Raw genomic sequence first — 12,086 nt, 5'->3', positions numbered from 1 at the left:
GCTGATTTTCAGAGGCCATACCGCTAAGCGGTATGGCCTTTTTTAATGCGCGATGAATTCGCGCAACGAAATTGAACAGAAAATTCCAGGCATAAAAAAGCCCGCACAAAGGCGGGCGAATAAACTCCGACAGGCGGCACCTTATCGGATGGAGAAGAGACAACCAATCAAACAAACCGAAGTTCCTGCAGCCCCTCCGAGGGGTTGGGTTACAGGCCCTTCTGTGCCATGGATCCCGAGCCCAAAACCAAAGGCTCGGGGATAGCACCTTAGAACTTGGCTTTCAGGCCAAGGAATACACGCGGTCCGTAGCTGTTCACTTCACCCAGGTTATCGCGGGTGAAGAAGTACTGCTTCTTCGGCTCATCAAACAGGTTGATAGCTTCAAGGCTCAGTTTTACAGCGTCGGTCAGCTGGTAGGACGCTTTCATTTCCCACACACCGGTGTCGCCGACATAACGCAGGCGGGTACCGTTACCGGTGTACGGCTGGAAGTACTCGCTGCGGTACTTGTAGATCAGACTGGTGTCGAGATCACCAATTTGATAGTACAGCTGACCGGAGAATACGTTCTCGGAGAAGCCGGGCAGGTTGCCTGGGGCAATAATGCCCTGCTTCTCGGAAGTCACGTTGCCACTTTCGTCGAGCACAACAGAGTCACCATACAGGCTGTCTTCGAATTCGAAGTCAGAGTCGGCGTAGTTGTAGCTCGCCTTCACACCCAGACCACTCAGGTAGCCCGGCAGGTAGGAGAAACGGTGAGTACCAGTAATCTCGATACCGCTCAGAGCGCTGGTGTCTTCGGTTGTGCGAGTAATATCGAAAGAAGCAGGGATCTGCTGACCGTCAACCGACAGCATTTCTGTTACGTGTGCGGTTTCGAAACCACCCTGGAAACGCTTGTGGTAAATACCGAAGGTCAGCATGGAATCGTCGTTAGGATACCATTCCAGTGCGGTATCGAAGCTCCAGGACATCAGCGGCTGCATATTCGGGTTGCCATCGCCGTTCACATCTTCCAGCAGATCTGCGATATCGGTGATTTCGTCGGAACCGTTGGTTTCAAAAGTGCGCGAATAGCCGAGGTTGGATGGATCGGGACGGGACATACCGCGATAAACCGCACCGCGCCACATCAGATCGTCACGAATGTCTGCGATAACATTCAGGCTGGGCAACACTTCGGTGTAGTCACCTCCGGCGGATACGCGCTCAAGCTCTGCACCTTCCACGTCGTCGATTGACAGAGTGCCATCGTCGTTGGTGGTAATGGTATAAGGAGTTCGGTATGCCACTGACTCGACTTCAGTCTGTACAACACGCACACCGAAGTTACCGCGTACCGGCAGGCTGGAGACGGAAGTATCGAAGTCTGCCATTACATACGCGGCGGTCGTGGTTTCGGTCACATCAGTGGTACCACCGCTCTGCTGCTCAAGTTCCGGGTAAGCGAAGTCTTCACCAAGATGTCCAAGCAGCATATCCGCCACACAGTTGGTATCAAAGGTCGCCCAGGAATTGGACCCGCCAATTACATTGCCATTTTCATCAACGTTGGTAATCAGGTTGCCGCTACCTTCTTTGGCCAGGAAATCGCTTTCAGCGAATTCAAGCGCACACGCCTGGTTGATCTCGGCAATTTTTTCCTGGTCGCTGCCCAGGCTGATGCTGAACTCATCGCGAGCCGACCCCAGATCCACGTACTCGAGCTCGGAGAAACGCAGACCACCTTTCACACCGGTGATAAAACTGTGATCCAGCGCCAGATCGAAGTCAGTGCGGAACGCTTCGTTGGTGTTGCGACGATCCACATCGTTGTCCACACGGATACGGTAGGAATCGGAGAACAGCGTGTGATCGGTCACATCGAAGTCGGTAACGGTGTACTGACGGATTCCCGAGTCAAAGTCCCAGGAAACCAGAGGGCGGTAGTTAGAACTTTCGCCATAGATGTCTTTGCTGTCCGACTGGGTACGTAGCAGCACCTGGTTTTCGGTACGGGTCGTTTCGGAGAAGGAGTAATCTGCAGATACGGTCAGCTTGTCGGTAAATTCATAGGAAACATTCAGACCATAGCCAAGGTAGTCTTCGGCACGCTCGTATGTTTCGCTGTTGGATTCAATCGCAGTCTCACCAGCCCAGCTCGTTACGGCACCGGTATCAGTAACTACCAGGCTGTCACCGGTGACGTCCGGAGTGGCACGCTTCATGTTCGCGAAGTTCAGGTCGTGACGCTGCTCGGCCTGAATACGCTCGGACTGCTGCAGATCAAAGTTGATGTCGGTCTTGTCATTCGGCTGAAATTGCAGCGCTACAAATACCGCGTCGCGCTCGTCAGAAGTATCGTTCTGACGATAACCGTTGGAGCTGCCAACGAATGCAAACGGAGTGCCGTCACTAATGGCTTTGCCAGTTTCCGGATCAACAGCGGTCTGATAGCCCTGGTTACTGGAACCGTCAATCTGGTCTTCACAGTCACCCGCAGACCCACGGTAGAAACCTTCATTAGTGTTGCTGGGGTCGTTCAGACACGCCCACAGTGAAGTGCCACTCGGGCTGGAAGAGCGCATCTCTGATTCCGGCTGCGAAATATCACTTCTTTCCACACCCAGAGACACACCGAACGCCATGCCGTTGTCGAATTCGAACTGGTCTACATAGCTGGCACTACCGCGGAAACCCATATCGCCAGCCATGGAATCTTCGACGTTAAACTGGTTCGGGTTGATATTCGCTTTGGCGTCGATCTGGATACGCTGTTCGCCGTATTCCAGCGGCTTCAGGGTTTCCAGCGCGATCAGACCAGCAACACCACCTTCGATCAGGCTGGCGTCCTGGGTTTTGTAAATCGCGATTTTGTTCATCAGTTCGGAGGGGAACTGGGAGAAGTTTACCGAGCGGTCACCGCTACCGTTGGAAGCGGAGCGTCCGTTAATGGTAGTTGCGCTCAGGTAAGGGCCCATGCCACGGATGGAGATCTCGGTAGCACCGCCGTTTTCGCGGTGAGAAGAAGCACCGGTGACGTTTTCGAGTGCTTCACCGATGGACAGCGCAGGCAGGTCACCAATTTCGTTCGCAGACATGCCGTCTACGATGGTGGTGGAGTTACGCTTGATATCGATAGTGGTCTGGATGGTGGCGCGGGTGCCGGTTACGACAACCTCTTCCAGTGCCTGGTCGGATTCTGCGATTGCAGCTTCCTGTGCTTGAACAGAACCTACATAACCAACATAAGTTACTGCGGCGATTGCGCTTACAAGAAGCGACTTCTTAAACGTTCTCTCGTTAGCCATTACATCTCTCGCGTCTTTATTATTATCACGCATGATTACCCCCAAGGAAGTCTGCGCTAGTTGATAGTAACAAGGGCGCCCTGTTCTGGCGCCTTATTCATCGCTCATATCGCGGTTTTTATTATCAGCCTCTTGACCAGTGACAACCGCTTTCGGTCGGCTGTCCGCGATCTGGCCAGCACAAATTCTCACCTGCCTACAAGCTAGTCAACCAATTTTCAGAAAAACTTCACATTTTGGACTGACCCCTGCCTGCTTTTTGTGCACTTTACCGGAATATTTTGCGAGACGCACCAATTCTGCACAAAATTTCGAGGCGAACTGGTTAGCCCGATTGGTTGACAATTATTTTTGACCAATTTAGTCTGGCCCCATAATAACTCCGCGATGCCCAAAGACGCCCCGATATGGTGCAGCTCGGCAAGAGGCCATAGAGCTTCAGGTTGGCAACCGCGATAACGAAAACTCAGAAAAACTATTCAGGTGATCATGAGAACTTCAGCAATCAAACCACTGCTGGCCGCCGCCTTGCTGACTGCCGGGCAGGCTTCCCTGTTCTGTGTTCAGGCTTCCGCCGAGGAATACCTGGTACACAATCAGACGGAGTACGCTAAGGTCGCCAAGAGCCTTGAAGCTGGCGATACCGTGGTGCTGGCAAATGGCGTCTGGAAAGATTTTGAAATTCTATTCACCGGAAACGGGGAAAAAGAGAACCCGATTACGCTGACTGCGCAGGAAAAAGGAAAAGTGGTTCTGAGCGGCCAGTCCAACCTGCGCCTTGCGGGCGAGCATCTACTGGTTTCCGGCCTCGTGTTTAAAGACGGCTACACGCCGAGCAGCGAGGTAATCTCCTTTCGCCGTAACAAAGACCACCTGGCCAACAATTCCCGCGTGACTGAAGTGGTGATCGAAGACTTCAGCAAGCCGGAGCGTATGGACTCCGATTACTGGGTGAGTATCTACGGCAAGAACAACCGCTTCGATCACAGTCACCTGGCGGGCAAACGCAACAAGGGTGTGACCATGGCGGTGCGCCTGAACACCGAAGCGAGCCAGGAAAACCGCCACCGTATCGACCACAACTATTTTGGCCCGCGCCCTGTTCTGGGTTCCAACGGCGGTGAGACCCTGCGTATCGGCACCAGCCACTACTCTCTGACCGATTCCCTGACAGTGGTCGAAAACAACTTCTTCGACCGTGCCGACGGCGAGGTGGAAATCATCTCCGTCAAATCCGGCAAAAATATTCTGCGCAACAACACCTTTTTCGAATCCCGCGGCACCCTGACCATGCGTCACGGCAACGGTAACCTGATCGAAGGCAACGTGTTCCTGGGCAATGGCGTGGACCACACCGGCGGTATTCGTGTGATCAATGCGGACCAGGTCATTCGCAACAATTATCTCGAAGGTCTCACAGGCTATCGGTTTGGGAGTGGGTTCACCGTGATGAACGGTGTTCCCAACTCTCCCATCAATCGCTACCACCAAGTGGTAAACGCGAAGATCGAGAACAACAGTTTCATCAATGTGGAGCACATCCACCTGGCTGCAGGTAGTGACCAGGAGCGCAGCGCGACGCCGCAGGACTCCACGATTGCCGACAATATTTTCTATACCGAGAGTGGTAAGTCTCCCTTCTCTATTTTTGACGATATCTCCGGTATTACCTTTGCCAACAACGTCTCCAACGGCTTTGTGGACAAGAAGATTCACGAAGGCATCGATAAAGGCGTGGGCAAACTGAAGCGTGCCGACAATGGCCTGCTCTACCCGACCGATAAGTCCGTAGCGAATAAGGGCGCGAGCAAAGACCTGGTAGTTACCACCAAGGAAATGACCGGCGCTTCCTGGTATCCCAAATCAGAACCGGTTACCCCGTTCGACAGTGGCAAGTCCATCAGCGTGCGCCCCGGTGAAAATGCTCTGTTCGACGCCATCGCCAGTGCGGCGGACGGCGACACCCTGGTTCTGGAAAACGGCGTCTACAACGCGACCAAGCGCCTGGATATCAACAAGACGCTGACCATCAAAGCGAAAAAACAGGGCAAAGTAACCCTGACCAGCGGCCGCCCGGTGATGTTCGAGATACAGGATGGCGGTAGCCTGTCGCTGGATGGCTTGGTGATTTCCGGCTCCAACAGCCCGGACAACGCAGGCAATATCCTTATCCGCACCGCGGTGTGGGGCATGCTGAAAAACTACCGTTTTTCCATGACCAACAGCCGTGTGGAAAACCTGGATATCAACCACTCCTACCACGTTTTCGATTCCGGCCTGCGCGCCTTTGCCGACACCATTACCCTCGCGAACAACACGTTCGAGAACATCACCGGCGATCTGCTCAAGCTGAATAAAGAGACCGATGACCTCGGTGTGTACAACGCGGAATATGTGATTGTGACCGGCAATACCTTCAAAAACGTTCAGGGCGCTCTGGTAGACCTGTACCGCGGTGGTACCGATGAAAGCACCTTTGGGCCGCACATCGACTTTAGTAACAACGAGGTTATCGGCTCCGGTAAGGGCAAGCGCAACAAGGCGCAGGCACTGATCAAACTGCACGGTACCCAGGTGGCGGACATTCATAAAAACCGCATCGAAGACAGTGCGGGTATTGTGGTCGAACATACCGTGGGTGAGCCGGTTACCCATATTGCCAACAATCAGTTCTTCAAGGCCCCTCTGCCGGAAGTCACTGAACTTGTCGCCGAGGGCCCGCACACCGCAACCCTTGCCAACAACACCGTGAAAAACTGATTTAGAGAAGAACGAAAACGATGTTTGGCAATTCAATATTTAAACAGCGTAAATCTCTCGCCGCCGGCGTGGCTCTGGCGGCCGGGGTATCTGCGGCAGTTTTCGCGCTCAACCCACTTGCAGCATTCGGCGCGAACCATCCAAATCTGGTGATCAGCGCTGCCGACGTCGATGCCATGCAGGGCGCGGTTGAGCAACCCGGCCGCTTTCGCAGCGCCTTTCTCCGCAGTCAGTCCGCGGTAGATCGCGCACTGGAAGCGCCCATCGCGGTGCCGGTACCAGCGGATGCCGGCGGTGGCTACACCCACGAGCAGCACAAAAAGAACTACCAGCTGATGTACAACGCTGGCGTGCTGTATCAAGTGACCGAAGACGCAAAATACGCGGAGCGCGTACGGGATATGCTGCTCGCCTATGCGGACATGTACCCGACGCTGCCACTGCACCCCAAGCGTCGCCCCGGTGCAGAGAATCCGGGGAAACTGTTCTGGCAGAGCCTGAACGAAGCGGTGTGGCTGGTGTACACCATTCAGGCCTACGATCTGATCCGTTCGTCTCTCACTGACGCGGAAGCACAAAAAATTGAACAGGGTGCGCTGCGCCCGGTGGCCAAATTTTTGTCCGTCGATTCGCCGAAGACCTTTAACAAGGTACACAATCACGGCACCTGGCTGACCGCCGGTGTGGGTATGGCCGGCTATGTACTGGGTGAGCCGGAGTGGGTGGAGCAGGCGCTGCTGGACCTGGATAAATCCGGCAAGGGCGGATTTCTTCGCCAGCTGAGCACCCTATTTTCGCCGGACGGCTACTATAACGAAGGCCCCTACTACCAGCGTTACGCGCTGATGCCTTTCGTGACCTTTGCCAAGGCGATTGAAAACAACGAACCGGAGCGCGGAATTTTCGATTACCGCGACGGTATCGTGATGAAAGCGATCGATACCACCATCCAGCTCAGCTACAACAATCTGTTCTTCCCGATCAACGATGCCATCAAGAGCAAGGGGATCGATACGTCAGAACTAGTACTGGGTGTCACCATCGCCTACGGTGAATCCGGTAATCCACAGCTGCTGGACATCGCCGCGCGTCAGGATCAGATCCTGCTGAGCGGCGATGGGCTCAAGGTTGCCCAGGCGCTGGACGCCGGTGAGCAACAGCCCTACGAATTCAAATCCTTCGCGTTCCGCGACGGTAAAGACGGCGACGAAGGCGCGCTGGTGGTTCTACGTCAGGAGACTGCCGGCGATCAGGCATTGGTGTTCAAGCCCGCCGCCCAGGGTATGGGCCACGGCCACTTCGACAAGCTTTCCTGGCAGTTTTACGACCGCGGGGCCGAGATTGTTACCGACTACGGTGCCGCGCGCTTCCTGAATGTGGAAGCGAAAAACGGCGGCCGTTACCTGGAAGAAAACGAAACCTGGGCCAAGCAGACCGTCGCGCACAACACAATTGTGGTGGACGAGACCTCGCACTTCAACAACAGCCTGAAGGTGGCCAACCAGGAGCATCCGGAACTGCTGTTTTTCCACGCGGATGATCAGGTCAAAATCAGCGCGGCGGAAATTGACTCCGCCTATCCTGGTGTTTCCCTCAAGCGTACCCTGGCACTGGTGAACAACCCGCAAAGTGGCAGTACCTTCGCCATCGACCTGTTTGACGTGCAAGCCACGAAAAAACACCAGTTCGATTTGCCACTGCACTACAACGGCCAACTGGTGGAGACCAGCTTCAACTTGCAGGGTTACACCGACAGCCTGAAAGCGCTGGGCAGCAAAAATGGTTATCAGCACCTGTGGCTGAAGGCCCGCGGAAAACCCGAATCCGGCCTCGCCCAGGTGACCTGGCTGAACGACAACGGTCGCTTCTATACCCAGTCGAACCTTGTGGATGGGGAAACCGAACTGCTGTTTACCGAACTCGGTGCCAACGACCCGAACTTTAACCTGCGTTCCGAAAAAGGCTTTATCGCCCGTCGCGACAATGCCCGTGCACATAGCTTCCTGAGCGTGCTCGAGCCCCACGGTGAGTACAACCCGGCCAAGGAATTCACCTTGAGAGCGGAAAGCCAGGTCAATGCTCTGGCGCATCAGCGCAGCGGCGATCTGGAACTGATCTCCATTGGCACCAAAAATGGCGCCACACAACTGCTGGCGTTCAACGGAAATCCCGACGCAGCGGACGATATCCAGAACACGTTTGAATTCGGCGGCAGTGAATACCGTTTCACCGGCCGCGCCAAACTCTTTCAGATTAAAAATTGAGAAAGGCAAAACACGTTATGCCCGCAACTGATGCATTTGTTCAGGCCCAGGATGTTGCCGTCGAAGATCTCGGCGGTGGTATCAAGCGGCAGATTCTTGGCCACGACGACAACCTCATGATTGTGCGCGTGTGGTTTGAGGAAGGCAGTATCGGCTATGTACACAAACACCCGCACACCCAGGTGAGCTACGTGGAGAGCGGTGAGTTTGAAGTACAGGTGGATGGCCAGAAAAAACTGCTGAAAGCAGGAGACAGTTTCTACATAGCGCCACATCTGGAACACGGCGCCGTGTGTAAAAAGGCCGGAGTGCTGCTCGATACCTTCAGTCCCTACCGGGAAGACTTTCTGGAAAGCGAAACAGGAAAATAATAATGAAGAACTTACGCTGGACCATTGTGTCCCTGGTGGCCCTGGCCACCATTATCAACTACATCGACCGTACTGCCCTCTCGGTGATGTGGCCGGGCATTGCCGACGACCTCGGCATGGACAGCCACGACTACGCCAACATCATGAGTGTATTCCTGATTGCCTACGCCATCGGTCAGGCGGTATTCGGCCGCGTGTTTGATGCCATCGGTACCCGTCTCGGCTTTATGTTGTCGATTGTGGTCTGGTCGATCTCCATCGCACTGCACGCGCTGGCCACGTCCGTAGCCTCTTTCAGTATCTTCCGTGTATTACTCGGCTTCGGTGAAGCGGGCAACTGGCCCGGCGCCACCAAGGCCAACGCAGAGTGGTTCCCGGCAAAAGAGCGCGCTCTGGCTCAAGGGATCTTTGGTGCCGGCGCCTCTGCGGGCAGCATCATCGCTCCTCCGCTGGTTGCCTTCCTGTACGCCTTCCTCGGCTGGCAGGCCACCTTCGTTGTTGTTGCGCTGCTCGGCTTCATCTGGCTGGTACCCTGGCTGATCATTTACAAGAGCGGTCCGGATGCGCACCCGTGGATCACCCAGGAAGAACGCGAACTGATTCTGTCTGGACAGATCACTGCCGAAAAAGACGAAGACGAATATGTTCCGACACTGCGCGAACTGCTGTCGCACCGTCAGAGCTGGAGTGTGATCTCCGCGCGCTTCTTTATCGAGCCAATCTGGTGGCTGTTTGTGGCCTGGTTGCCGCTGTACCTGAACGACAAATTCGGCTTTGACGTGAAGGCAATCGGTGCGTCCGCATGGATTCCTTACTGCGGCGCCGCCGCCGGCGCCCTGTTCGGTGGCTGGTTATCCGGCAAGCTGATGAGCAGTGGCTGGAGCGTGAACAAATCCCGTAAATTTGCTGTGCTGGTTGGCGGTTGCTGCATGCTGCCGGCCCTGCTCGCAACCACCGTTGCGGCAACGCCAGCCGCGGCACTGGCCCTGATTACCGTGATCCTGTTCGGCTTCCAGGCCGCCATCAACAATATCCAGACGCTGCCCAGTGATTACTTCTCTGGCAAGAGCGTTGCCAGCCTCGCCGGCATCAGCGGCGCTGTTGGTGTAATCAGTGTGATTACCGCTATCCAGTTGGTACCGATCATTACCAACGACGGCACCTATTACCCGCCCTTCTTCATTCTCGGTGCTTCTCTGGTACCGCTGATGTTGATCTCCGTTCTGTTTGTTGGGGGACGTATCGCACCGGTACGTAGCAAACAGGAAAAGAAGCAACTCGCTGAAGCGGCGAGCTAACACAAACCTGAAAAACTCTTCGATCAAAAGTCGGAATTCAAAATTACAGTTAGGAGTAGATATGAAACTTCAAGGTAAAGTAGCCATCGTCAGCGGTGGGGCGCGGGACATCGGTAAAGCGGTATCCCTGAAACTGGCAGCGGAAGGCGCGAAAGTAGTGGTGAACTACTTCAGCAACGCACAGACTGCAGAAGAAACCCTGGCCGAGATCAAAGCGGCTGGCGGTGAAGCGATCATCGCCAAAGGCGACATGACCAAGCAGGCGGACGTTGAGAGCGTGGTTGCTGCAGCGCAGGAAGCCTACGGCAAAACCATTGACGTACTGGTAAACGTCGCCGGCGGTCTGGTAGAGCGCAAAACTCTGGAAGAAATGGACGAAGAGTTCTTCAACAAAGTTGTTGCTCTGAACCTGAACAGCACCTTCCTGCTGACCAAAGCGGTTGTTCCGCACATGGACGGCGGCGCCATCGTAAACCTGGCATCCCAGGCTGGCCGTGACGGCGGCGGCCCCGGTGCTTCCGCGTACGCCACTTCCAAAGGTGCAGTAATGACCTTCACCCGCGCCATGGCGAAAGAACTGGGCCCGAAAAACATTCGCGTCAACTCCCTGTGCCCGGGCATGATCAGCACTACCTTCCACGATACGTTCACCAAAGATGCCGTGCGTGAGAACGTTGCCAATGCCACTCCGCTGAAACGCGAAGGTAAAGCACCGGAAGTCGCCGATGCCGTTGCCTACCTGGCTTCCGACGATGCGTCTTTCATCACCGGTACCAACATCGACATCAACGGCGGTCTGTTCTTCTCCTAAAGGGGAAGGAAAGAAACTCAGCTCTTTGAGGTAAATCATGCACAAGCGCATTGCAGTTATCGGCGAATGTATGCTGGAAATGAACCTGGACAATGACTGTCGCAGCCATCACAGTGAGCGCCGCCTGAACGCGGGGCTCTCATTTGGTGGCGACACATTGAATACAGCACTGTATATGTCCCGGCTCGGCGCCAGCGTCGATTATGTGACTGCGCTGGGTGACGACCACCTCAGTGACTGGATGATCCGCCAATGGCAGGCCGAAGGTATCGGCTGCGATCTGGTAAAGCGCGAGGCAAATGCAACGCCCGGGCTTTACCTGATCGAAACCGATGCCACTGGTGAGCGCACCTTTCACTACTGGCGAGACCGCGCTCCAGCCAAACGCCTGCTGGATAGCCCACAAGCGGCGAAGCAGTTGTTTGCGCAACTGAAGCAGTTTGACGCGGTGTATCTTTCCGGAATTTCCCTCGCCATTCTCTCGCCCTATGGGCGCGAATGCCTGTACGACTTTCTCGCAGAATTTCGACAGGACGGCGGAAAGGTAATTTTCGACGGTAATTACCGGCCGCGCCTGTGGGGCAGCGAGACCCTTACCCGCAAAGCCTATGAGCAGATATTACGACTAACGGATATCGCACTGCCGACGTTCGAAGACGAACAGATGTTGTTTGAAGACAAGGATACCGATGCGGCGCTGGCACGCTTCCAGGAATGGGGCGTGGGGGAAATCGTATTGAAACTGGGCGGTGATGGCTGCCTTGTGGTTCAGCAAAACCGCGACCCGAAATTAGTACCGGCCAATAAAGTGGTGCCGCTGGATACTACCGCTGCGGGAGACTCATTTAATGCGGGTTATTTGGCCAGCCGTTTGTCGGGCCAGAGTGCCGAGGAAGCAGCGCAGCAAGGTCACCAACTTGCGAGTACGGTTATTCAATATCGCGGCGCGATCATCGCGCAAAGTGCCATGCCCGGAGCTGCGCAGAGCGCATAAAAAACGCGGGGCTTTCGGTGACTAAGAGCGGCTTATTAGCCGCTTTTTTTGTCTGCGAGGCGGGTAGCCGATCAATGAAGATGACAGAAGAAACTCAACCTATCAAACCAATTGGCTTTACCCCTGAGCAAATAACGAGTCGCATTAAAAAACATAAAAATTTATTTAAATTTACTTTTTCCTTAGAAAAAACCGAAAAACCCATATAAAACAATTATTTAATTGTATTCTGCAACAACCTATCTTACCAATACCGTTAACCAATATTATTGACAGGTTTTCTCGAACGCGTTTA

The 12,086-nt window shown here is 54.6% G+C and carries 7 protein-coding genes; 6 read left to right on the top strand and 1 reads right to left on the bottom strand.

Translation table 11 applies throughout. The features are described 5' to 3' along the window. Positions 1–269: 269 nt before the first annotated feature. Positions 270–3,293 carry a TonB-dependent receptor gene (locus ACXAG1_RS09135; RefSeq protein ID WP_475119537.1) on the bottom strand — a complete coding sequence of 1,008 codons (3,024 nt, stop codon included), beginning with the start codon at positions 3,291–3,293 and terminating at the stop codon, positions 270–272. Between the two features lie 489 nt (positions 3,294–3,782). Between ACXAG1_RS09135 and ACXAG1_RS09130 the strand changes: the two genes are divergently transcribed. The 6 genes from ACXAG1_RS09130 to ACXAG1_RS09105 all read left to right on the top strand — a co-directional run bounded on the left by ACXAG1_RS09130 (position 3,783) and on the right by ACXAG1_RS09105 (position 11,791). Next, the gene (locus tag ACXAG1_RS09130) at positions 3,783–6,053 is read left to right on the top strand and encodes a chondroitinase-B domain-containing protein (protein WP_475119536.1); all 2,271 of its coding nucleotides are present in this window, start codon (positions 3,783–3,785) and stop codon (positions 6,051–6,053) included. Between the two features lie 20 nt (positions 6,054–6,073). Then, the gene (locus ACXAG1_RS09125; RefSeq protein ID WP_475119535.1) at positions 6,074–8,317 is read left to right on the top strand and encodes a heparinase II/III domain-containing protein; all 2,244 of its coding nucleotides are present in this window, start codon (positions 6,074–6,076) and stop codon (positions 8,315–8,317) included. Positions 8,318–8,334: 17 nt separating this feature from the next. Continuing rightward, a complete protein-coding gene (locus tag ACXAG1_RS09120) occupies positions 8,335–8,688 on the top strand; it encodes a cupin domain-containing protein (protein ID WP_475091384.1) in 354 nt (117 codons plus the stop codon). A 2-nt stretch (positions 8,689–8,690) separates the two neighbouring features. Next, positions 8,691–9,986 carry an MFS transporter gene (locus tag ACXAG1_RS09115; protein ID WP_475091383.1) on the top strand — a complete coding sequence of 432 codons (1,296 nt, stop codon included), beginning with the start codon at positions 8,691–8,693 and terminating at the stop codon, positions 9,984–9,986. A 61-nt stretch (positions 9,987–10,047) separates the two neighbouring features. Then, positions 10,048–10,797: an SDR family NAD(P)-dependent oxidoreductase gene (locus tag ACXAG1_RS09110; protein WP_475091382.1), complete on the top strand. Its 750-nt coding sequence runs from the start codon at positions 10,048–10,050 to the stop codon at positions 10,795–10,797. Positions 10,798–10,834: 37 nt separating this feature from the next. Continuing rightward, on the top strand, positions 10,835–11,791 hold the full coding sequence (locus ACXAG1_RS09105; protein ID WP_475119534.1) for a sugar kinase: 957 nt from the start codon (positions 10,835–10,837) through the stop codon (positions 11,789–11,791). Positions 11,792–12,086: the final 295 nt, after the last annotated feature.

The organism is Microbulbifer sp. ABE4_465 (assembly GCF_056160765.1).
Note: the sequence above shows the minus strand (reverse complement) of the source record. Positions and strands in the feature narration are given on the sequence as shown.

Bases quoted from the DNA above. Each gene is read 5' to 3' on its own strand.
- ACXAG1_RS09125 (WP_475119535.1), top strand. From the start codon at position 6,074: ATGTTTGGCAATTCAATATTTAAACAGCGTAAATCTCTCGCCGCCGGC.
- ACXAG1_RS09130 (WP_475119536.1), top strand. From the start codon at position 3,783: ATGAGAACTTCAGCAATCAAACCACTGCTGGCCGCCGCCTTGCTGACT.
- ACXAG1_RS09110 (WP_475091382.1), top strand. From the start codon at position 10,048: ATGAAACTTCAAGGTAAAGTAGCCATCGTCAGCGGTGGGGCGCGGGAC.
- ACXAG1_RS09105 (WP_475119534.1), top strand. From the start codon at position 10,835: ATGCACAAGCGCATTGCAGTTATCGGCGAATGTATGCTGGAAATGAAC.
- ACXAG1_RS09115 (WP_475091383.1), top strand. From the start codon at position 8,691: ATGAAGAACTTACGCTGGACCATTGTGTCCCTGGTGGCCCTGGCCACC.
- ACXAG1_RS09135 (WP_475119537.1), bottom strand. From the start codon at position 3,293: ATGGCTAACGAGAGAACGTTTAAGAAGTCGCTTCTTGTAAGCGCAATC.
- ACXAG1_RS09120 (WP_475091384.1), top strand. From the start codon at position 8,335: ATGCCCGCAACTGATGCATTTGTTCAGGCCCAGGATGTTGCCGTCGAA.